This is a genomic window from Cupriavidus sp. GW821-FHT07C08, assembly GCF_059419025.1.
Map to the genome: position 1 here is coordinate 63,965 of NZ_JBWKQZ010000012.1, position 21,996 is coordinate 85,960.

The following is a 21,996-nucleotide window of genomic DNA, read 5'->3' on the forward strand; positions in this document are numbered from 1 at the left end:
GGCAGTTCAGATCACCGTGTCCCACGGCGCCGACAGCCGCATCGCGCCATTGATCAGCCCGACCATCGAATACGTCTGCGGGAAATTGCCCCACATCTCGCCGGTCACCGGATGGGTATCCTCGGACAGCAGCCCCAGCGGATTGCGCGAGGCCAGCATCGATTCGAAGATCTCGCGCGCTTCTTCGCGCCGGCCGATGCGCGCGAGGGCATCGATGCGCCAGAACGTGCAGATGTTGAACGCGGTCTCGGGCTTGCCGAAATCGTCGGGCGCCTCGTAGCGGCGCATATAGGGGCCGTCGCACAGCGATGCCTCCAGCGCCTTGACGGTGGCGATGAAGCGCGGATCGCGCGGCTCGATGAAATTGACTTCGGCCATCAGCAGCACGCTGGCATCCAGCTCGCGCCCGCCGAAGCTCTCGGCGAAGGCCTGGCGCTCCTCGCTCCAGGATTCGGCCAGGATGCGCTCCTTCATGCGCTCGGCATGGTCGTGCCAGTAGGCGGCACGCGCCTGTAGCTGCAGCTTGTCGGCAATCTTGGCGAGGCGGTCGCAGGCGGCCCAGCTCATCAGCGCCGATGAGGTATGCACGCGCGCCCGCGTGCGCAGCTCCCACATGCCGGCGTCGGGGGTGCCGAACACCTTCACCGCCTGTTCGCCCACCTCTTCCAGCCGGCGGAATTCAGCGGGGCCGCCGCGGTGCAGCAGGCGGTGGTCATGGAAGGCCTGGGCCGCGCCCAGCACCACGTTGCCGTAGACGTCATGCTGGAAGTGCTCCTGCGCCTGGTTGCCCACGCGCACCGGGCCCATGCCGCGGTAGCCGGGCAGATGGTCGAGCATGCTTTCAGGCAGCTCGCGCTCCAGGCCGATGCCGTACAACGGCTGGATATGCCCGTCCTGCGACTGCATCACCACGTTGGACAGCCAGCGCAGGTAGTCCTCCATGGTGCCGACCTCGGACAGGCTGTTGAGCGCGCGCACCACGAAGAAGGCGTCGCGCAGCCAGCAGAAGCGGTAGTCCCAGTTGCGGCCGCTCCCCGGCGCCTCGGGGATGCTGGTGGTCATCGCCGCGACGATGGCGCCGGTCTCTTCGAACAGCGACATCTTCAGCGTGATGGCCGCGCGGATCACCGCGTCCTGCCATTCGCGCGGCACCGCCAGGCGGCGGCTCCACAGGCGCCAGTAGGCGGTGGTCTCCTGCTCGAAGTCGCGCGCGGTTTCTTCCACGCCGTGCGCGAGGGTCTCGTCGGGGCCGAGGATGAAGTTGTACCCGCGCGTGACCAGGAACGGCGTATGCGACAGCACATAGGCCATCGGCGCGTCGGTGGTCATGCGCAGGGTCATGTCGTCGCCGATATAGCGCACATGGCTGCTGCCGCGCGTCATCTGCGGCGCCTTGCGGCCCCATTCGAAGCGCGGCGCCACCACCACGCGCACGCGCGGCGCGCCGCGTACCGGGCGCAGGCGCCGGACCAGCGTGGTCGGGCGGAAATAGCGCCCCAGCCGGAAGAAGCGCGGCGCAAAGTCGGTGATCTCCAGGCAGTTGCCGTGGATGTCCGTCAGCCGCGTGCGCAGCACCGCGGTATTGGGCTCGTACCATTGCCGCGACGACTGGAAGTCCTCGATTTCGATCGAGAAATGGCCGGCGTTCTCGCTCGGATCGAGCAGGGCGTTGAATACCGGGTCGCCGTCAAAGCGCGGCAGGCACGACCAGACAATGCGCGCGCGGCAGTCCACCAGCGCAGAGATGGCGCAGTTGCCGATCATGCCAAGCGACAACGACGGATTGGCAAAGCGGCTGCCGCCGTCCACGGTCTTGTGCACGCCTTCGGTCGGCGGCTGGCCCGGTTCGCTCGGGCTGCTCGGATTGGTCACAGCGATACCTCCCTCAGGATGTCGTTGTGCGCCGGGCCGGGCCTGGCTCGGCCTCATTCGGCACGGCGCGCGGCTGGCCGCCGGCGCCTTCCAGCGCGCGGGCCGAGCGGTGCAGCCAGCTGCGCAGCGCGGCCGGCCCGGACACGCTGACGCTGGCCACGGTCTCGCGCTGGCCCACCAGCACGCCCAGCCCGCCAAGCTTGCGCACGGCGGCAAAACCCGGTTCGTCGGTCAGGTCGTCGCCGGCAAAGAGCGGCACGCGCTCGGCGAAGGGCGCAGATTTCATGAATGCGGCAATGGCGTCGCCCTTGTCGACGCCGGCCGGCTTGATCTCGACCACCATCTTGCCGGGCAGCGCCTCCAGTCCGACAGCATGGCGCAGCACTTCGGTGACCGCGGCATCGACCACGCCGGCCAGTTCGGGCGCCTGGCGGTAGTGGATGGCGACGGCAACGGACTTGCGCTCCAGCCGCAGGGCGGGATAGGCGCGCACCAGCGCTTCCAGGTGGGGGATCAGCGGTTCCAGGCCGGGGGCGGAAGTCCTGGATACCATGCCGCCGTCGGTGCGGAATTCAGCACCGTGCACGCCCGCGGCCGGCAACCGCAGGGGCTGCAGGAAGTGGTCGAGTTCAGAGATCGGCCGCCCGGAGATGACAGCCAGCGCGCCGTTCAGACGCTCGAATAGCGTGTGCAGCGTGCCGACCAGTTCGGGTTCGACCTGCACCAGTTCCGGGCGCGGGGCCAGATCGGCCAGGGTGCCGTCGAAGTCGAGAAACAGCGCGGTATTGGGTTCGATTAGCGGTAGCTGTGGCATCGCGTTACACCGTAACACGTCGTTTTGACCGGCGTCCACCGGGCGCCGTCCTACATGGCGCGCACGCAACCTGGCCTCGACGCAAGTCCAGGGCCAAGCGTCTGCGGCCCCGCTGCGCCCTGGCTCGCCCCGCCCACACAAGTGCATCGTCATTCACACGAAGAGCACCCTCCACCCGGCCCGGGCCGCATGCCGCGGGCGGCGGGAGCGTCGCCCGGGCCGGGTGGATGTCGCCGCCATCCTTTATCATTGACGGTTTCCGCCAGAATTTCCGCCTTTTTTTGCGCCGCCCCCACGGCCCGCCCTGAGACCATGACCCGCATGTCCGCCGCCCGACCCGACTACCTGAAGAAGATCCTGACCGCCAAGGTCTACGACGTGGCGCAGGAGACCGAACTGACCTACGCGCATCAATTGTCGGCGCGCACCGGCAATGCGGTCTGGTTCAAGCGCGAGGACACCCAGCCTGTCTTCTCCTTCAAGCTGCGCGGCGCATACAACAAGATGGCCTCGCTGACGCCGGAAGAGCTCAGGCGCGGCGTGATCGCCGCCTCGGCCGGCAACCACGCGCAGGGCGTGGCGCTGTCCGCGGCGCGCCTGCAGTGCAAGGCCATCATCGCCATGCCGGTGACCACGCCGCAGGTGAAGATCGACGCCGTGCGCGAACGCGGCGGCCAGTGGGTGGAAATCGTGCTGCACGGCGAGTCCTACAGCGACGCCTACAACCATGCCGCGGAGCTGGAGAAAAAGCACAAGCTGACCTTCATCCACCCTTTCGACGATCCCGAGGTCATCGCCGGCCAGGGCACCATCGCCATGGAGATCCTGCGCCAGCACCCGGGCCCGATCCATGCCGTGTTCGTCGCCATCGGCGGCGGCGGACTGATCTCTGGCATCGCCTCGTACATCAAGGCGGTGCGCCCGGAGATCAAGGTGATCGGCGTGCAGACGGTGGACTCTGACGCGATGAAGCGCTCGGTCGACGCCGGCAAGCGCGTCGAGCTGAAGGAAGTGGGGCTGTTCTCGGACGGCACCGCGGTCAAGCTGGTCGGCAAGGAGACCTTCCGCATCACGCGCGAGCTGGTCGACGACATCATCCTGGTGGATACCGACGCCATCTGCGCGGGCCTGAAGGACGTGTTCCAGGACACCCGCAGCATCCTGGAGCCGGCCGGCGCGCTGGCCGTGGCGGGCCTGAAGGCCTATGCCGAGCGCGAGAAGCTCAAGGGCCAGCACCTGGTGGCGATCGCCTGCGGCGCCAACATGAACTTCGACCGCCTGCGCTTTGTCGCCGAGCGCGCCGAGGTGGGCGAGGCGCGCGAAGCCGTGTTCGCCGTGACCATCCCGGAAGAACGCGGCAGCTTCAGGCGCTTCTGCGAGCTGGTCGGCACGCGCAGCGTGACCGAGTTCAACTACCGCATCGCCGATACCAGCATGGCGCATATCTTCGTCGGCGTGCAGATCGCCAGCCGCGCCGAGAACGACAAGATCGCCGCCAGCTTCCGCAAGCACGGCTTCGACACGCTGGACCTGTCCAACAACGAACTGGCCAAGCAGCATATCCGCTACATGGTGGGCGGGCGCTCGGCGCTGGCGCATGACGAGCTGCTGTTCCGCTTCGAGTTCCCGGAGCGGCCGGGCGCGCTGATGCGGTTCCTGTCCAGCATGAGCCCGAACTGGAATATCAGCCTGTTCCACTACCGCAACCAGGGCGCGGATACCTCCAACATCCTGGTCGGCATCCAGGTGCCGAAGAACGAGAAGCGCGCCTTCCGCGCCTTCCTTTCAACGCTGGGTTACGTACACTGGGACGAGACCGACAACCCGGTGTACAAGCTGTTCCTGTCCTGACACCTGCTGAGCGCCCCATGAGCCTCCCTGAACACTCGCCGCTGGGCAAGCCCTCGGCCTACAAGACCGAATACGACGCCTCGCTGCTGTTCCCGATCCCGCGCCAGCCCAAGCGCACCGAGATCGGCCTGCCCGAAGGCAAGCCGGTGCCGTTCTTCGGCGTCGATATCTGGAACGCGTACGAGCTGTCGTGGCTGAACCTGAAGGGCAAGCCGCAGGTGGCGCTGGCCAGCTTCATCATCCCGTCGGACACGCCCAATATCATCGAGTCCAAGTCGTTCAAGCTGTACCTGAACTCGTTCAACCAGACCAAAATTGCTTCACCCGAGGCGCTGCAGCAGCTGCTGCACCACGACCTGTCCGAAGCCACCGGCGGCACCGTGCAGGTGCGGCTGGTGACTGAAGCGGACCTGGGCAAGCAGAAGATGGGTGAGCTCGACGGCCTGCTGCTGGACCGGCTCGATATCGAGGTGGACCGCTATGAGCCCGCGCCCGAGCTGCTCAGCGCGGACCAGGAAGAAACCCCGGTGGAAGAAACGCTGGTGTCGCACCTGCTCAAGTCCAACTGCCTGGTCACCGGCCAGCCGGACTGGGGCAGCGTGCAGATCCGCTACGTGGGTGCGCCGATCAACCAGGAAGGGCTGCTCAAGTACCTGATCTCGTTCCGCAACCACAACGAGTTCCACGAACAATGCGTGGAGCGGATCTTCATGGACGTGATGCGCGAGTGCAAGCCGGTCAAGCTGGCGGTGTATGCGCGCTACACGCGCCGCGGCGGGCTCGATATCAATCCGTTCCGCACCAACTTCAATACAGCGTGGCCGGATAACAAGCGCAACGCGCGGCAGTAAGGCGTGCGGGGAGGATCAGAACTCCCCGTGAAACCGCACCCCGTAGAATTTCACCGGCCCGCGGTCGCGGTTGTACCCAGGGTTGCGCACGTACTGGAAGTCCGGGCTGATACTCAGGTACTTCACCAGCTGGAAGCTGTAGTAGATCTCCAGGATCTGCTCGGGCCCGTAGCGCAGCGCACCGTCGCCCAGGAACGCGCCCTGCCCGCCCGCGGCCAGGTAGTTGCGGTGGTTCGGGCCCAGCATGTTGATCGCCACCGCCACGCCCAGCGCATCGCGCGCCCGTCCCCACGCATCGCCCTTCAGCACGCCGCCCGCCGACACCTGGCGGCCGATCTCCGTGAAGGCGTAGGTCTCGGTCTTGTCGTCGGACAGGCTGGCGCGCGCGAACATCCCCAGTGAATCGGTGACCTGCTGCACCAGTGTCACGCCCACGCCGCTCTTGGCGTGCTCGCGCCGCACGTCGGCGACGTCCGGTGTGGTGTTATTGGCCATGCCGAAGCCGATGGCATCGCTGAACGCGCCCATGCGCGCCTTGTTGCGGAACCACAGCAGCCGGGCGGTGCCGGGCCGGCCGGCCAGCTGGTAGCGCTTCTCCACTTCGATGATGTCGCCGTAGTGCTCGAACATGCGGGTGTCGAGCCGCAGCCCGTTGGATTCCAGCGGCTGCAGGAAGCGCCCGATGCGCGCCGACCAGCCGTCCCCGATGTACTCCAGCGACAGACCCCAGTTATAGCCGCGCGCATCGGCCGGATAGTCGAACGCGCCATGCGTCAAGAACGACCAGTTCATGAACTGCGTGCGCGGGTCCGAGCCGAACTCGTTCTGGTCGAAGACATCCAGTACGCCGAAGTTGCCCGCCGTCAGCACCACGCGCTGCTGGTCGACGGTGCGCGCGAACTGGTTGAAATCCGCTTCCAGCGCTTCGCTGCCGCCGCCCAGGCCCCAGGTCTGCCGCACGAAGGCGCGCGCCCGGTAGAACACCGGGTTGGTGCTCGATACCTTGGCCAACTCGCCGTTGGACAAGCCGCCCATGCCGTGCAATTCGGAGAACGGCACGCCTTGCGTGGCTTCCGGGTTGAAGTGGAATTCCGCGCCGCGCCACAGCTTCACGCCCAGGTCCAGCGTGGCGCTGAACGAATAGCTCTTGGCCCGTTCGCTGCCAAGGCTGTTGGGGCCGGAATATGCGGCGTTAAAGGCTGGCTTGCGCTGCCAGATGTACGTGCTCTGGCCGTGGAACGCAAACGGGCTTTCAGCCGCGGCGGCCGCCTGTTCCGGCTCCGCCTGCTGCGCCAGCGCAGGCAGGCATGCGCAGCAGGCCAGCGCGGCCAGCGCACGGCGGAAACGGAACGGGCCGCGCCTTGGCGCGGCAGAAAGTGGCGAGAACAGCATCGGAAATAGGTGGATTAAGGATGTGCCGGCAACGGCGCGCTTCGGCGCCCGCAGCATAGCCAAGCCCACATGACATGTCCACCGCGCGTGTCGCGCCGGCTCGCGTGCCCTGGCGCCGACGTTGTAACCGGGCTTGAATTAATTAACTCAAAAATTAATATTGAAGCAACCCGTTCCGCATCGCGTCGTCACATGCCGCGCCAACCCGCCCAGCCCAAACCTTCAGCGCGCCGCAGCCCCGGGCGCCCTGGTCGCCCTGAGGCCGGCCAGCCCGGCCAGCGCGAACGCATCCTTGATGCGGCCACCGACCTGTTCTCGCGCCAGGGCGTGGCCGGCACCGCGGTCAAGGCGATTGCCACCCAGGCCGGCGTGACGCCAGCGCTGGTCCATTACTACTTCAGCGACCGCGAATTGCTGCTGGACGCCGTGGTCGAGGAAAAGCTGCAGCCGCTGGTGGCCAGCGTTTTCGCTGCCGCCGGGGATGCCGAGCCGATGGCCATGCTGATCGGCATTGCCGGCCAGCTGATCCGCACCGCGGCCGCCACGCCCTGGTTTCCCGGGCTGTGGATCCGTGAAGTCGCCAGCGCCGACGGCGCCCTGCGCGAGCGCGTGCTGGACCGCTTCGCGCTGCAGCGCACCGGTGCACTGAGCGCGCCGCTGGCGGCCGCGATCGCGCGCGGGCAGCTCAATAGCGGCCTGGAGCCGGCACTGGTGATGCCGTCGCTGATCGGCCTGACGCTGCTGCCGCTGGCCACCACCCATATCTGGCGCCGGCTGCCCGGCGGCGAAGCGGTCGATACCGACACGCTGGTGCGCCACGTATCCGCGCTGCTGACGCACGGGCTGGCACCGGCGCCCGATGCCGGCAAGTCCAGGCTTTCTCCGGAGGCATCATGAACCCCGCCCACCCCACCCGCCCGCAACTGCCGACAGCGGTGCTTGCCACGCTGGCGGCGGTGCTGCTGGTCGCCGCTTGCACCCGTGAGCGCGCCGACACCTGGCAAGGCTATGTCGAAGGCGAATTCGTCAGCGTGGCCTCGCCCTTCGCCGGGCGCCTCGACACGCTGTCGGTGCAGCGCGGCCAGCAGGTCGGCCAGGGCGCCGCGCTGTTTGCCCTCGAATCCGACGACGAGCGCGCCGCGCGCCAGCAGGCCGAAGACCAGTTGCGCGCGGCCGAGGCCCAGCTGCAAGACATGAAGACCGGCAAGCGCCCGGTCGAAGTCGAGGTCAGCCGTGCCCAGCTGGCGCAGGCACAGGCCCAGGCGCAGCGCAGTGCCGCGGCCTTGCGGCGCGACCAGCGCCAGTATGAGATCGGCGGCATCGCGCAGGCGCAGCTGGACGAATCGCGCGCGCAAGCCAACAGCGACGCCGCACGTGTGCGCGAACTGCAGCGCGATATCGACGTGGCCCGGCTGCCGGGCCGGGATGCGCAGCAAGCCGCGCAGGCCGCGCAGGTGGCCGCCGCGCGCGCGGCGCTGGCGCAGGCCGAGTGGAAGCTGTCGCGCAAGACCGTGGCCACGACCCAGGCGGGGCTGGTCTACGACACGCCCTACCGCCTCGGCGAGTGGGTGCCGGCGGGCAGCCCCGTGGTGCGCATGCTGCCACCGGGCAACGTCAAGGTGCGCTTCTATGTGCCGGAGACGGTGGTGGGCGCGCTGCGCAACGGCCAGGCGGTGCAGGTGCGCTGCGACGGCTGCGCCGCGCCGGTGGCCGCCACCATCAGCTACGTCGCCAACGAGGCCGAATTCACGCCGCCGGTGATCTACAGCAACGAGACGCGGCGCAAGCTGGTATTCCTGGTCGAAGCGCGCCCGGCGGCGGCCGACGCGCCCAAGCTCCGGCCGGGCCAGCCCGTCGAAGTGGTACGGCAATGAACACGAAAACCAACGGCGGCGCGGCCGGGCTCGCCATCGACGTGCGCGGCCTGAACAAGCACTTCGGCGACAAGCACGTGGTCAACGACCTGAGCATGCAGGTCGCGCGCGGAGAGATCTTCGGCTTCCTCGGCCCCAACGGCAGCGGCAAGACCACCTCGATCCGCATGATGTGCGGGCTGCTGACGCCCGATTCCGGCACGGGCACCTGCCTGGGCTACGACATCCGGAGCGAGTCCGACGAGATCAAGCGCCGCGTCGGCTATATGACGCAGAAGTTCTCTTACTGGGACGACCTGTCGATCCGCGAGAACCTGGACTTTGTCGCGCGCGTCTACGGCATGCCGAACCGGCGCGAAGCGGTCGACCGCGCGCTGGAACACCTGGGCCTGGCCACGCGCTCGGCGCAGCTGGCCGGCGCCCTGTCGGGCGGCTGGAAGCAGCGGCTGGCGCTGGCGGCCTGCCTGCTGCACGAGCCCGAGCTGCTGCTGCTCGACGAACCCACCGCGGGCGTGGACCCCAAGGCCCGGCGCGACTTCTGGGAGCAGCTGCACCAGCTGGCCGCGCGCGGCATCTCGGTGCTGGTCAGCACGCACTACATGGACGAGGCCGAGCGCTGCCACAAGCTGGCCTACATCGCCTACGGCAAGCTGCTGGCGCAGGGCACCGCCGATGAAGTGGTGGCCAGCCAGAATCTGTCGACCTGGAGCGTGGAAGGCGACGACCTCGCCGCGCTGTCGGAGCAACTGCAGGGTGCGCCGGGCGTGGAGCAGACCGTGGCCTTCGGCACCGCACTGCACGTGACCGGGCGCGATGCGCAGGCGCTGGCCGATACGCTCGCGCGGCTGGCCGGACCGGGCCGGCGCGTCGAGCAAACCCAGACCAGCCTGGAAGACGTGTTCATCCACATGATGAGCGGGGCCGAAGACAATATGGCGGCCCGCAAGGCCAGGGAGGCGTCATGACAGCCGCCGCCCGCACGCCGGCCGCGCAACAGCGCTTCTCGCTGCAGCGCTGGTGGAGCATCGTGCTCAAGGAGTTCCTGCAGCTGCGGCGCGACCGCGTCACCTTCGCCATGATCATCGGGCTGCCGATCATGCAGCTGCTGCTGTTCGGCTTTGCCATCAACACCGATCCGCGCCACCTGCCGACCGCCGTGATTGCCGCCGACCAGAGCGAATTCACGCGCTCCTTCATCGCCAGCATGGAGCAATCGACCTACTTCAAGCTGGTCGGCACGCTGCCCGACGAGCAGGCCGGGCGCGAGGCGCTGATGAAAGGCGAGGTGCAGTTCGTGCTGACCATCCCGCCCGACTTCACGCGCCGGCTGCTGCGCGGCGAACGGCCCGCCCTGCTGGTCGAGGCCGATGCCACCGATCCCTCCGCCACCGGCCAGGCCATCGCCGCGCTGCCGCAGCTGCCCTACCGCGTGGCCGCGCATGACCTGAAGGGACCACTGGCGCCGCTTGCCGGCGGCAAGCCGCCCTTCGACGTGCAGGTGCAGCGGCTCTACAACCCGGAAGGCATCACGCAGTACAACATCGTTCCCGGCCTGATGGGCGTGATCCTGACGATGACCATGGTGATGATGACCGGCCTGGCCATGACGCGCGAACGCGAGCGCGGCACCATGGAGAATCTGCTGGCCACGCCGGTGCGGCCGCTCGAGGTGATGACCGGCAAGATCGTGCCCTATATCTTCATCGGCCTGATCCAGTCCACCATCGTGCTGCTGGCCGCGCGCTGGATCTTCAGCGTGCCCTTCGTCGGCTCGGTGCTGGCGGTGTACCTGGCGGCGCTGCTGTTTATCGCGGCCAACCTGACGGTGGGCATCACGCTGTCGTCGCTGGCGCAGAACCAGTTGCAGGCGATGCAGCTGACGTTCTTCTACTTCCTGCCCAACATCCTGCTGTCCGGCTTCATGTTCCCGTTCGCGGGCATGCCGGGCTGGGCGCAGGCCATCGGCAACATCCTGCCGATGACGTATTTCCACCGCATGGTGCGCGGCATCCTGCTCAAGGGCAACGGCTGGGTCGAGCTATGGCCCAATGTGTGGCCGATGGCGCTGTTCATCGTGGTGGTGATGGCGATCGCGGTGCGCTTCTACCGCCGCACGCTGGATTGAAGGGGTTGGCCATGCAACGACTCACGCCTCTGTTTGCCGCCGCGGCACTGTTGTGCGGCTGCGCCGTCGGTCCCGACTTCCGCGCGCCCGCGCCGCCCGATGACGCCGGCTACGTGCCGGGACCGCAGCCGGTGGCAACCGTCGCGGCCGACGCCGCGGACGCAGGCGGGCAATCCCACGCGCAAACCCTGGCCGCCGGCGCCGATGTGCCCGCGCAGTGGTGGGCGCTGTTCCGCAGCCCAGCGCTGGACGCCACCATCCGCGGCGCGCTGGATGCCAGCCCCACGCTCGCGCAGGCGCGCGCCCGGCTGCGCGAGGCGCAGGAGAACCTGGCCGCGCGCACCGGCGCCACGCGCTGGCCCGCCGTCGACGCAAAGCTGAACACCACGCGCCAGCAGGTCGATTTCCAGTCCCTGGGCATCACCGCGATTCCCAGCCCCGGCCCGTTCACGCTGTACGGCGCCACGGTGCAGGTGTCGTACGTGCTCGACCTGTTCGGCGGCCAGCGGCGCGAACTGGAGGGACTGCAGGCAGCGGTGGACTACCAGCGCTATGAACTGGAAGCCGCGCGCCTGGCGCTGGCCGCCAACGTGGCCACCGCGGCCATCCGCGAAGCCGGCCTGCGCGCGCAACTGGCCGATACGGCCGCCGTCGCTGCGGCCCAGCAGCGGCAGCTTGGCATCACCGAAGAACGCCTGCGCGCGGGCGGCGTCGCCCGTGTCGACGTGCAGCGCCAGCGCGCCGAACTCGCGCAAACCCAAGCCCTGGTGCCGGCCCTGCAACGCCAGCTCGATGCCACGCGGCACCAGCTCGCGGTATACACGGGCCAGACCCCGGCCTCGGCCACGCTGCCCGAATTCCGCCTCGACGAACTGCAGCTGCCCGATACGCTGCCGGTCAGCCTGCCGGCCACGCTGGCACGCCGCCGGCCGGACATCCGCGCGGCCGAGGCCCTGCTGCACCAGGCCTCGGCCAATATCGGCGTGGCCACCGCCAATCTCTATCCGCAGATCACGCTGAGCGCCAGCGGCGGCACGCAGGCCACCGCGGCGCGCGACCTGTTCAGCAGCCTGAACGTATGGAGCCTGGCTGCAGGGCTGGTGCAGCCTGTATTCCGCGGCGGCGAGCTGCAGGCGCGCAAACGCGCGGCGGAAGCGGCTTATGAGCAGTCGCTGGCCGCGTATCGGCAAGCCGTGCTGCAGGGCCTGCAGAACGTGGCCGACTCACTGCGCGCACTCGAAGCCGATGCCGCCGCGCTGCGCGAACGCGCCGACAGCGCGCGGCAGGCGCGCGATACGCTGGCAGTGGTGTCGGAGCAGTACCGGCTCGGCGGCGTCAGCCAGCTGGCGGTGCTGGATGCCGAACGGCAATCACGGCAGGCGTCGCTGGAACTGGCACAGGCGCGCGCCGATCGGCTGGCGGATTCGGCGGCGCTGCTGCAGGCGTTGGGGGGTGGGTGGTGGGAGGAGGAAGGCGGCGCTGTGGCGGCAGCGCCGCGGTGACGGCGGCGGCCGGCTACTTCTTGTCGCTCTGGGTGTACCAGTAGGTGCGCTTGCGCTTGCCGATCCCCGGCGGCGAGATCTTCTGCGCACCGAGCGACGAGGTATTGTCGCCACCGCCCGGCCCGTTCTGGTTGCCGCCGCCGATCAGCACTGGCACGTTGCTGGTGTTGCCCTGGGCATCGCTCACCGCCACCACGCCGAACACCGGCGACGGCGGCAGGCCGCCATTGTTGAACTGGACATAGCGGTTGTCGTTAAGACCCTTGCCCGTCAGGAACGACACCGCGTAGCCCCTCGCGATGCCCAGGTCCGGATAGCAGGCCCCGGCTTTGGGCACGCTGGGGGTATTGGTGCCGAAGTAGGTGTAGCCGGCCACAGTCAGCGGCGCGTTAACCACCTTCTCGCCGGTACCCAGCGTCAGGTAGAAGCCCTTGCCGGTACCCGAGTCGGCATACACCGTGGCGGTGGCGTTGAACAGGCTGCTCTCGGTCAGCGGCGTCCATGTCGCCGGCAGCCCACCTGTGAGCGCGGTGTCCTTCAGCATGTAGAAGCGGTTGGTGACGTTATAGGCCAGGCCCGCCGCGTTGCTGGTGGTGTATAGCGGATGCTCGCGGTCGCCGCTGCCGATCATCACCGCGTCATAGGCGCCGGTGGTGATGACATCTGGTGGGTACATGAACTTGCGCGCATCGTTGCTGGTCTGCGCGCCGCCCAGCGCGGCGAACTTGCCCAGCGTCCAGGCCGCCGGGCCGGTGCCGGCAGCGGTCTCGAAATCCAGCCGCCAGACATTGCCGCCCATGTCGCCGACATAGCCCTTGTCGATCAGACCGTCGCCGTTGCGGTCCACCACCGCGACGTCTGACGGGATGGCGCGGTTCAGGCCAGCGGGTACCGAGCAGACGGTGGCGCCGAGGCCGGTGCAATCGGCCAGCCACGCCCGCACCACAGTGCCCGTGAGCGCATCGAACACGATCACGCCGCGCCCCTGCCCCGTCGCGCCCCCGCCCTGCGACGGCTCGGCGTCTTCGGCTGCGTCGTAGCCGGCGCCCATCACCACCAGGGGGTTGGTGTAGCCCTTGACCCGGATCACGCGCGGCTGCGACCAGGTCTGGCCAAGTTCGGCGATCTGGTTGCTGTCGGACTTCCACAGGAACTCGGGCGCCGCCGGGTTGGTCACGTCCAGCGCATAGACCAGCCTGCCGCCGCGCCGCGCGGTCAGGTAGATCACCACGCGCGGATTGGCCGGATCGCGCAGGTCCTGGAACACCGTGGTGGTGCCGTCGAAGAAATAGTCGCGCGGTTTGGCGCCTGAGCCGGTCGGCGAGCCGCTCAGCTGCACCTCTGGCGTGTTGGTGTAGAGGCGGCCGAGCTTGCCATAGAACTCCGGCGGCACGAAGCCCCACAGCTCACCGCCGGGGCGCACGCCGTTGATGCCGGTGGTCTGGTTGCCGTTGACCGCATGGAAGACGCCGTCATTGGCACCGTAGAAGACCACCACGCCGGTGGTGCCGCCATAGTTGATCACCACCGGGCGCGAGTGCAGCACGTCGCCGTGCACCGAGCCGCGCACCGTGACGCTACCGCCGGGGCCCTTCTGCTGCTCCGCGCCGGCCACGGTGCTCTCGCCCAGCGCCTGCACGTCGCGGCCGCGCACCCAGTTGATCAGGTTCTTCACGTCGGCAGCGCTGCTGTTCAGCGCCGTCTGCCCGGTGGTGTTGGTCAGCCAGCTGTTGGCGGTATCGAACGACGCCAGGGCCTTGGCGGTGCACGCGCCCGACGGGCAGGTGTAGAGCTTGCGCGCGGCCTGGTCGGTGACGATCTGCGCGCGCAGCATTTCGCCGGCGCCGCCCTTCTCGACGATCTCGCCGTCGCCGCCGGTGACGCCAGCGGCGCCGTCCGCAGAGTCCAGCGCCCCGGCCGCGCCCGAGGGGCTATTGACCCAGAAGCCGTTGGCGGGCCAGCCGGTGACGGCACTGCCGGAATAGCTGCTGCCGCTGAACGCCAGCGGCGGCTCCGCGGTCCAGAAGCTCTTGGCGTTGGGCGAGATAAAGCCCGTGCCGGCATTGCTGATCGCGCTCTGCTGGTTGGGCCCGCTCGGATTCGCATCCAGCACCACGATCTGCTTGCTGCTGTCGTAGCCAAGCTTGTATTGCTTCAGGTTGCCCATCCAGCGCGGCGCCGCGGTGGCGTCAGGACGGAACATGCCGATGTAGATCTGGTTCAGGTACGAGCCCTGCCCGTTCACGCTGACCGGCAGGCTCACCGACGAGAACACGTTGTTGACGGCCTGCATCTCGTTGAAGATCTGCAGCAGCGCATCGACCAGCGCCTGCACGTCGCCCAGCTTCACCACGTAGCGCTTGCCGCCGCCATTGTCGGCCATGCTGCGGGTCGACTCGACATAGTCCGGGTTGTTGTCGTCGGTGACGGCGATGGTGTAGGTGATGATGTTCTGGTTGTTCTCGACATTGCCGTTCACGTCCGTCTGGTACATGAACCGCGCCCATTCATCACCCCAGTTACTCTCGTACTTGTTGGCGGCCGGATTCAGCTTGAGCGTGGTCAGCTGCGTCGCGTTGGCCCCGGCCGCCACCAGAGCGTCCTTGGCATCCGTGCCGGTGTCCTGCGGCTTGCCGTTGTTGACCGCATTGGCGATGTAAATGACGAAATTCTTCTGGCACGGGTTGGTGATCGGCGACGTGTACTGCGTGCCCGACAAGCCCTTCTTGCCCGCGAAGAATGCCCACGCCTCCTGCATGCCGCCGCCCACCTGCGAGTTGTTCGAGTTGTCGCGCTGGCGGTCGATGCTCTTGATGTACTGAAGGAACGCGTTACCGTTGGTGGCATCCATGGTCGGCAGCGTATAGGGCGCCGCCGACGGATAGCGGAAGATCCCGCCAGCGTTGGTGCTGGTGCCGAACATCATCAACCCCATGTTGATGTTGCCGGCGAGCTGCGGATTGGTCACGAGCGTGTTGACCGCCCGGTACAGCGCGCACTGGATCGCGCCGACATCGGTGCCGGCATTGTTGGCGCTGACCACATCGGGAATGTCGCAGCCCTTGATCGTGGTGCTGGCGTTCCAGGTGGACGCGTTGTCCAGCAGCAGCAGCACGTTGGGCTTGGTGCCGGCGTTGGTCTGCAGACCGGTGAACAGGTCGATGTCCTCGGCGCGCGCGCCGTTCACGCCCGCAAAGGTAAGCAGGGCGATTGCGAAAGCCGCAAGGCGGCGCTGCCGGCAGGCGTTGGTCGTCATGCTGGTTCCCGTCCGATCGATGGTGAAGAGGTCGTAGTGTCCTGCGCGGTCACGGACAGGCCGAACCGGTCGGCATGCGCACCGCCACGCCCTGGTGCACGGTGGCAACGGTGCCGGTATTGGCGGCATCGTTGACAGTGGCCGCCACATCCCATTGCGTGGCATTGCACAGCGAATTGCCGCCGCTATTGCCTGCAGTCACGATCCCCGTGTTCTGCACGCCGCTGCCGATCAGGCAAGACACGTCGTCGGCATCGCTCAGGTCGAGCTCAACGTTCTTCATTGGCTTGCTTGTCAAGCACTCTGGCTGCGCCACCTGTGCCACGTAGTCCGCCTTGCCATCGCCGCTGACGTCCACCGGCACCGCAACCGCGGCCGGCGCCTTGGTAAAATCGTTGCTGATCACCTGCTCGATCGCCTGTTGCGCCACGTCGCGCGCCTCGGCGGTGTGCTGCTGGTTGGCGGCCACCTTCACGTTGACCAGCCCGGAATTGACCATGGCCATGGCGATCAGCAGGAACAGGACCATAAACACCAGCGTCACCACCAGCGTGACCCCGTCCTGCCCGCGGCGCAGTGGCCGGCCCTGCGGTTGGCGACCCGATTGCTTGATCATTGCTTGCTCTTTGCGGGGTGAGGTCATTGCTCGCGCAGTCCGGCCACGTTGACCAGCCGCACCACCTGGGCGTACACATGGCGCTTGAAACCGTCGTTGAACGGACCGCTGGCGACGGCGCGGCCCACGTCGTAGGTGCGGTTGTCGGACTGGCCGCCCGAGGGCTTCAGCGTGCGCGCCAGCAGGTTCACGCGCACGGTGGTGACGTTGCGCCAGTTGGCGAGCGCGTTGGTCCAGTCATAGCCCGGCACGGTGGCGCAGGCGGCGGCGTTGTTGGCGCCGGGGTCGGCCACGTAGCAGTCGGCCGAGCCGTTGCTGTCCAGGTCCACGCCGTACTGCAGGTGCATGTCCTGCACGCCCTGCGCGACCGAGCGCGACTGGAACGCGCCGCCCACCAGCTCGGCCATCTTCAGCGTGGGGATGCCGTCGCCGCCGTTGCTGCAGCGGTCGCAGCCCGCCAGGTAGAACACGCGCACCACGGCCTGTCGCAGCGCGGCCGGCTGGGCGGGATCGCAGGCCTTGGTGCGCAGGCCGAAGGCCGCCGCGGCACTGGCGTCGAAGACGAAGGAGTTGGTATCCTGCGGGCAGGCCGAGACCTGCAGATAAGGCACGCCCGGCGTGGGTGCGGCCACCGGCGTGGTCGATACGCGCCGCACCACCAGCACCTCGGAGGTGGCCGCCAGGTCAGGCAGGCATGCCGCCGCCACCCCGGGGCCGTAGCCCGTCAGCGCCAGCGGCACGGTCAAGCCCGCCGCGGAGAAGCCCAGCGCGGCCGGGTCTGCCGCGCACAGCGCTGGCTCGGCCACGGTAGCGCCGCGCGCGATGCTGCCGGCGCCGAAGAACCCCGCCAGCTCCACTTCCCGCCGGATCTGGTCCAACGCGTAGCGCCCGTTCTCCACCTGCTCGGCCGACTTGACAAACTCTGTACGCGACAGGCTGTTGGCGTAGTACAGGCTCGCCAGCGCGGTCAGCAGCACCAGGCCGATGGTCATGCCGATCATCAGCTCGATCAGCGAAATGCCGCGCTGGCGGCGCAGGCGGCGCGCGGACAGGCGCAGGGGGCTCATGACACGGTTCCGAGGGTGCCGACGCGGATCTGCGTGCTGACCGCGCGGCGATAGGCATCGTTGCCGTACTGGTCCTTGCCGCAGCCCAGCGCGGGCGCGCCGGTGGTGGCCAGGCCCTGCCAGGCCACGGTGATGCGGTAGATATTGTTGACGGCGTCCACGGTCTCGATGCAGCCGCGCGCGCCGATCATGGCGCCGACGGCCTGGGCGGGATCAGCGGCGCTGGCCCCCGGGCGCTTCTCGGCACTACCCAGCAGCGCCGTGTTCCAGGCCTGCAGGTCCGCATCGGCGGTAGCCTTCTGCGCGGCGGTGCCCTGCGTGCACGCCGCCGGCGGCGCCGCCGCGCTGCCCAGCTGCATGCCGGCCGGGCCGTTGGCATAGCACGATGCCACCTGGCGGTTGGCGTTGAGGCGCGCAACCATGTCCTGCAGCAGCGCCAGCGCCTGCACGCGCTGGTAGGACTCCATCTCGGTCTGCCCCGAGCGCGCCACCAGTCCGGCGGTGCCAAGCAGCGCGACCAGCAGGATCACCACCGCCACCAGCACCTCGATCAGCAAGAAGCCGCCCTGCGTGCGGCGGCCAGGCATGCGCGGCCGCAGCCGCGGAATTCTGTGCTTCATGAGCAGGCTCCCGTGGCGGAGGCGACGCGACCAGTCTCGCTGACCTGCACGCAGACGCGCGACGCCGCTGCCGTATCGCCGTTGGGCGCCACTTCGAAAGTCATGGCCGCGCCCGTGAGCCGGCCGTCGTTGCCAAGTGCAAGGGCACCGGCAGCACTGGGCGTGATGGTCAGGCCGCCGTAGGGCCCGAAGCTGCGCACCGTCTCGGCGCCTGCGGTGACCGCCCAGCCGGCGGTCCAGGCGGCACCGGTGGCCGCCAGCGTGACCGTGGCATTGCGCTTGACCGCCTCGCTGCGCGCCAGCAGCAGCGCCGAGGTCAGGTCAAGCGAGGCGCCGCGCACGCGCTGGTTGGCGATCAGTGAAGAGAACGACGGTGCCGCCGCGACCGCCAGGATCGCCAGCACCGACAGGGCGCACAGCAGTTCGATCAGGGTGAAGCCGCGGCGGGTGGGCCGGCCGGGCGAAGACGGCGGGAACGTGGCGCGCCGCATGGTCAGTTCCAGCAGTCGGTGCCTGAACCAGACGCGGATTTCGCGCCGGCACTGGTCAGCGTCAGCGAGCCGCAGTCGGCGTCGCCGGCAACCTGGCTGCCCTTGGGCGTGGCCACGATGCTGTAGCCGGGCGGCAGCGCCGCGTTCGGCGTCACGGCGACGTCGTAGCGCGTTGCCTGCGCGGCCGGTACCGACATGCCCAGCGCGCCCAGATTGGCGGCGTAGGCGCGGTTGTCGACCAGGTAGCGCTCCTGGGCGCCCGAGACCTCCAGCATGAAGGACTCGATCGCGGCCCGGTGCGAGCGCACGACGTGACGGCTGTAATTTGGAATGGCGACGGCGGCAAGAATGGCAATAATCGCCACGGTGATCATCACCTCGATCAGCGTGAAGCCATGCGCTGCCCTGGCGCCGCGCAGGCGCCAGCCCCGGCATGAATTGCCGGTTGCCCCAACTTCCCCAATGACCCGAAACGACGGGTTGACCCTCCCGCCGTGTCGCACTGCCGGGCTTCTATGTCCCATGCTCGCGCTCCGATACCAATTATGTTCCGGTTGACCGAATTCCGGAGGTTATGGCGCGGAGTGTAAGTCACGATCCGCCAAGTGGGTAAGGAAAATATGATGCCGGCTGGCTGGCGTTGTAGCGAACAGACAGTGGCGTTACGGGATCTGCACAGGGCATACAGCCAAGGCATGCGGCAGACGTTATCCGGCAGTGAGGGGGAACCCTGACCCGCCCTGGTTCGACTGGCCCGATGCGCGCCCGGGTGCACCTGTGCAACAATCGTTACAAACACCGAATCCGGAATGCCCATGCCGCCCGACAGCCCTACCCCATCGCCGCAAGCGCCGCCGCAGGACCTGGACGCCCTGCTGGCGCTGCTGCGCAGCAACTTCCCCACGCTCAGCACGCAGTTCCAGGGCGGAGCGCGCTACCTGCTCGACCATCCGCAGGACGTGGCGGTGCTGTCGATGCGCAAGATCGCGGCCAGTGCCGGGGTGCAGCCTGCCACCCTGGTGCGGCTGTCGCAGCATCTCGGCTTCGAGGGCTGGCAGGGGCTGCGTGAGTTGTTCGTCGATGCGCTGCGCGGCGGCAGCCAGCCGTACGCGCGCCGCGCGCGCAAGGTGGTGCGTGAAAGCAGCGCCAGCCGCATGCTGGGCGAGATGCTGGACGCGCAGCACCACAACCTCGACATGATCGCCGCCAACAATGAGAAGACGCTGCAGCAAGCGGCAGAACTGCTGTCGCATGCGGCGTGTGTGCATGTGGCGGGTTTCCGCTCGTGCTTCCCGATCGCGTTCACCTTCCACTATGTCTACCGGCTGTTCCGCAGCACCGTGCACCTGATCCGCGCCGATGCCGGCACGCTGGAGATGGAGCTGCGCGGCCTGGCGCCCAAGGATGCGGTGCTGGTGGTCAGCTTTGCCCCCTACTCGCAGGAAAGCATCCGGGTCGCCGCGGCCGCGCGCGAGTGCGGCTGCAAGGTGATCGCGCTGACCGACAGCACGGTCGCGCCGATCGCGCTGGCGGCAGACTGCACGCTGCTGTTCTCGGTGGAAAGCCCGTCGTTCTTCCCGTCCGTCACCGCCGGCGTGGCCGTGGTCGAGGCCCTGGTCGAGCAGCTGCTTGCACGCAAGGGCAAGGGCGCAATCCGCGCGCTGGAGCAGGCCGAGGGCGAGCTGCACCGCACCGGCGCCTACGTGGCGGCCGGACGCGGCTGAGCCGGCCCGCCGCGCTTAGAATCCTTAATCGAAGGCCTCGTCGTTGGGGTTGGCGTAGGCCTTCTTCAGCGGTTCGCTCATCGGCAGCTCGAAGTTCACGTGCTTGGGCGGCACCGGTGCGGCAAACCATCTGGCGTAGAGCTTGTTGATCTCGCCGCTGCGGATCAGCCCCGTGATGGCGCCGTCGACCACCTGCTTGAAGCCAGGGTCGTCCTTGCGCATCATGAACGCGTAGGCCTCGAATGACTGCGGCGTGCCCACCACCGCCCACTCCGCGGGATTGGGCGCGAGCGTGCGCGCGCCGGACAACAGCACGTCGTCCATCATGAATGCCGCCACCCGCCCGGACTGCAGGATCAGGAATGACTCGCCATAGTCCTTGGCGCTCTGGACGGTGATATTGGCCTGCTTCTCGTCGTTGAGCCGGCGCAAGATGCGCTCGGAGGTGGTGCCGGCGTTGGTCACCACCGCCTTGCCCGACAGGTCGCCGAAGTCGCGCACCGGGCTGCCCTTCTTCACCAGCAAGCGCGTACCTGCAACAAAGAAGGTGGTCGAGAACGCCACCTGCTGCTGGCGCGACTTCAGGTTGGTGGTGACGCCGCATTCCAGGTCCACGGTGCCGTTCTGCACCAGCGAGATCCGGTTCTGCGAGGTCACCGGCACCATGCGCACCTGCAGGCCGGGCGCGCCGGTCTCGCGTTTCACCGCATCGACGACGCGATCGCAGATGTCCTGCGAGAAGCCGATCACCTTCTGGTTGGCGTCGTAGTACGAAAACGGGATCGACGAGGTGCGGTGGCCGATGGCGATCGTGCCCGACGACTTGACCTTGCTGAGCGTCGGGCTGGCCGCCACGTCGGCAGCACCCGCCGTGCCCGCGAATAACGCCAGTACGGCGGCGGCAAGTGGCTCCGCCAGGGGACGCCGCGAACTGCGCGGACAGGTGACTTGTGCTGCTTTCATACCAAGCTCTCCTTGGGTAGCGTTCACGCGATGCGCCTTTGCATCGGAATGCTAGGCAAAGAGCAACAAGTGTTCCATCATGGATAACCATGAAACATATGTATTTTTCCCTGGCGTGGTGAAACAGACGCGTCCGGCGGCAGGCCGTTGCGTAGCGATGGGGCAGCCATGCGCCGCGCAGGTGCATGACGAACGATCTGTGTTGGGAAAGGACGGGCCGGAACGGCCTGGGGAAGGGAAAGGCGGAAAAGGCAGCGGGCGGCTGTGGTGCCGCCCGCGGTGTATTGCCGGCCGCAGCCGATCGCGCGCGGCTTACTGCGTGCACTTCTCCCGGTACGCCTGCTGCAGCGACTTCTTCGGCCGGTCACGCTCCAGTTCCGGGATCATGCGGCCCTGGGCGGTCTCGATGGCTGGCTGGGTGGCGCGGTATTCGCGCTTGGGCGCTTCGGCAATCTGCGCGGCCAGGGCGCGGCATTCGTCCGACTGGATGCTGCCCGGCGTTGCCGCCGGGTCGGGACGGTAGGGCGTGGTGCCCTGCTGCACCGCTTCGTTGATGGCCGCGGCGGCGGCACTGTCCCCGTCCGGCCTCTGCGCATGCGCGCTGCAGGCCATCGCCAGGGCGGCGATGGCGGCAATGCGGATCAGGGTTCGCTGGCTCGGCATGATGACTTCTCTCCTGTGGCTGGATGAATTTATGCAAAGGCTGCCAGCTTAATCGTTCGCGACCTGCCTGACACTACCGGCATTTTCAGCATTTGCGGCGTCGATGCCACCTGCGACGGCTCCGCTGCTCCCCTTGCCTGCCCGGGTGCGCGCGGCCTCGCGCCAGTCCTGGCGCTGGCGCCGCATCTGCCCCAGCGCCACCCGGGTCATGCTGGCGCAGCCGGACGGCCGCGAATCGGCCAGCATGCTGAGCGCGCGTGCGTAGTCCAGCGTCAGGCCGGGCGTCCAGGCCATGGTCTTGGCGCGCACATGAGC

The 21,996-nt window shown here is 68.1% G+C and carries 19 protein-coding genes and 1 pseudogene; 8 read left to right on the forward strand and 12 right to left on the reverse strand.

Annotated elements, in window-relative coordinates; all coding sequences use genetic code 11:
• Positions 1-6: 6 nt before the first annotated feature.
• Entirely contained in the window at positions 7-1,872 is a 1,866-nt protein-coding gene (locus AC07UK_RS16910) for a glycoside hydrolase family 15 protein (protein ID WP_436220795.1), read from the reverse strand.
• 13 nt (positions 1,873-1,885) lie between these two features.
• Positions 1,886-2,686, reverse strand: coding sequence for a trehalose-phosphatase (gene otsB, locus AC07UK_RS16915; RefSeq protein ID WP_494686030.1), 801 nt, complete (start codon positions 2,684-2,686; stop codon positions 1,886-1,888).
• A 312-nt stretch (positions 2,687-2,998) separates the two neighbouring features.
• On the opposite strand from otsB, the gene ilvA reads away from it, so the two are divergent.
• Together ilvA and queF are read left to right on the forward strand one after the other, a co-directional pair.
• Positions 2,999-4,537, forward strand: a complete 1,539-nt coding sequence (gene ilvA, locus AC07UK_RS16920) for a threonine ammonia-lyase, biosynthetic (RefSeq protein WP_436220794.1) — start codon at positions 2,999-3,001, stop codon at positions 4,535-4,537.
• A 17-nt stretch (positions 4,538-4,554) separates the two neighbouring features.
• The gene (gene queF / locus AC07UK_RS16925) at positions 4,555-5,388 is read left to right on the forward strand and encodes an NADPH-dependent 7-cyano-7-deazaguanine reductase QueF (protein WP_013955514.1); all 834 of its coding nucleotides are present in this window, start codon (positions 4,555-4,557) and stop codon (positions 5,386-5,388) included.
• A 15-nt stretch (positions 5,389-5,403) separates the two neighbouring features.
• Here queF and AC07UK_RS16930 read toward each other — a convergent pair whose 3' ends face one another.
• Positions 5,404-6,780 carry a carbohydrate porin gene (locus AC07UK_RS16930; protein WP_494686031.1) on the reverse strand — a complete coding sequence of 459 codons (1,377 nt, stop codon included), beginning with the start codon at positions 6,778-6,780 and terminating at the stop codon, positions 5,404-5,406.
• 192 nt (positions 6,781-6,972) lie between these two features.
• Between AC07UK_RS16930 and AC07UK_RS16935 the strand changes: the two genes are divergently transcribed.
• Genes AC07UK_RS16935 through AC07UK_RS16955 form a run of 5 tightly spaced genes read left to right on the forward strand, consistent with a single transcriptional unit; the run spans position 6,973 to position 12,281 of the window.
• Entirely contained in the window at positions 6,973-7,677 is a 705-nt protein-coding gene (locus AC07UK_RS16935; protein ID WP_494686032.1) for a TetR/AcrR family transcriptional regulator, read from the forward strand.
• Entirely contained in the window at positions 7,674-8,654 is a 981-nt protein-coding gene (locus AC07UK_RS16940) for an HlyD family secretion protein (RefSeq protein ID WP_436220791.1), read from the forward strand. The genes AC07UK_RS16935 and AC07UK_RS16940 overlap by 4 nt, the downstream gene beginning before the upstream one ends.
• A complete protein-coding gene (locus tag AC07UK_RS16945; protein WP_494686033.1) occupies positions 8,651-9,619 on the forward strand; it encodes an ABC transporter ATP-binding protein in 969 nt (322 codons plus the stop codon). The genes AC07UK_RS16940 and AC07UK_RS16945 overlap by 4 nt, the downstream gene beginning before the upstream one ends.
• Positions 9,616-10,779 carry an ABC transporter permease gene (locus AC07UK_RS16950; RefSeq protein ID WP_436220789.1) on the forward strand — a complete coding sequence of 388 codons (1,164 nt, stop codon included), beginning with the start codon at positions 9,616-9,618 and terminating at the stop codon, positions 10,777-10,779. The genes AC07UK_RS16945 and AC07UK_RS16950 overlap by 4 nt, the downstream gene beginning before the upstream one ends.
• A gap of 11 nt (positions 10,780-10,790) precedes the next feature.
• Entirely contained in the window at positions 10,791-12,281 is a 1,491-nt protein-coding gene (locus AC07UK_RS16955) for an efflux transporter outer membrane subunit (RefSeq protein ID WP_436220788.1), read from the forward strand.
• A gap of 13 nt (positions 12,282-12,294) precedes the next feature.
• On the opposite strand, the gene AC07UK_RS16960 is transcribed toward AC07UK_RS16955, so the two are convergent.
• Genes AC07UK_RS16960 through AC07UK_RS16985 form a run of 6 tightly spaced genes read right to left on the reverse strand, consistent with a single transcriptional unit; the run spans position 12,295 to position 18,855 of the window.
• Complete coding sequence (locus AC07UK_RS16960) at positions 12,295-15,537, reverse strand: pilus assembly protein (RefSeq protein ID WP_436220787.1); 3,243 nt, start codon at positions 15,535-15,537, stop codon at positions 12,295-12,297.
• Positions 15,538-15,586: 49 nt separating this feature from the next.
• On the reverse strand, positions 15,587-16,153 hold the full coding sequence (locus tag AC07UK_RS16965; RefSeq protein ID WP_436220786.1) for a pilus assembly PilX family protein: 567 nt from the start codon (positions 16,151-16,153) through the stop codon (positions 15,587-15,589).
• A 23-nt stretch (positions 16,154-16,176) separates the two neighbouring features.
• Positions 16,177-17,220, reverse strand: a complete 1,044-nt coding sequence (locus tag AC07UK_RS16970) for a PilW family protein (protein ID WP_436220785.1) — start codon at positions 17,218-17,220, stop codon at positions 16,177-16,179.
• Complete coding sequence (gene pilV / locus AC07UK_RS16975; RefSeq protein WP_436220784.1) at positions 17,217-17,840, reverse strand: type IV pilus modification protein PilV; 624 nt, start codon at positions 17,838-17,840, stop codon at positions 17,217-17,219. The genes AC07UK_RS16970 and pilV overlap by 4 nt, the downstream gene beginning before the upstream one ends.
• Positions 17,837-18,331 (reverse strand): GspH/FimT family pseudopilin, encoded by a 495-nt coding sequence (locus tag AC07UK_RS16980; protein WP_436220783.1) that lies wholly within the window; start codon positions 18,329-18,331, stop codon positions 17,837-17,839. The genes pilV and AC07UK_RS16980 overlap by 4 nt, the downstream gene beginning before the upstream one ends.
• A 2-nt stretch (positions 18,332-18,333) precedes the next feature.
• Complete coding sequence (locus AC07UK_RS16985; protein ID WP_436220782.1) at positions 18,334-18,855, reverse strand: type IV pilin protein; 522 nt, start codon at positions 18,853-18,855, stop codon at positions 18,334-18,336.
• A gap of 291 nt (positions 18,856-19,146) precedes the next feature.
• On the opposite strand from AC07UK_RS16985, the gene AC07UK_RS16990 reads away from it, so the two are divergent.
• A complete protein-coding gene (locus tag AC07UK_RS16990) occupies positions 19,147-20,055 on the forward strand; it encodes a MurR/RpiR family transcriptional regulator (protein ID WP_436220781.1) in 909 nt (302 codons plus the stop codon).
• 24 nt (positions 20,056-20,079) lie between these two features.
• Here the strand turns inward: AC07UK_RS16990 and AC07UK_RS16995 are convergent, their stop codons facing one another.
• The 3 genes and pseudogenes from AC07UK_RS16995 to AC07UK_RS17005 form a co-directional block, all read right to left on the reverse strand.
• Positions 20,080-21,018, reverse strand: a complete 939-nt coding sequence (locus tag AC07UK_RS16995; RefSeq protein WP_436220780.1) for a glutamate/aspartate ABC transporter substrate-binding protein — start codon at positions 21,016-21,018, stop codon at positions 20,080-20,082.
• Between the two features lie 312 nt (positions 21,019-21,330).
• A complete protein-coding gene (locus AC07UK_RS17000; RefSeq protein ID WP_114131546.1) occupies positions 21,331-21,681 on the reverse strand; it encodes a hypothetical protein in 351 nt (116 codons plus the stop codon).
• Positions 21,682-21,729: 48 nt separating this feature from the next.
• Positions 21,730-21,987: pseudogene (locus AC07UK_RS17005) on the reverse strand (DUF308 domain-containing protein); the annotation flags it as partial.
• Positions 21,988-21,996 lie beyond the last annotated feature (9 nt).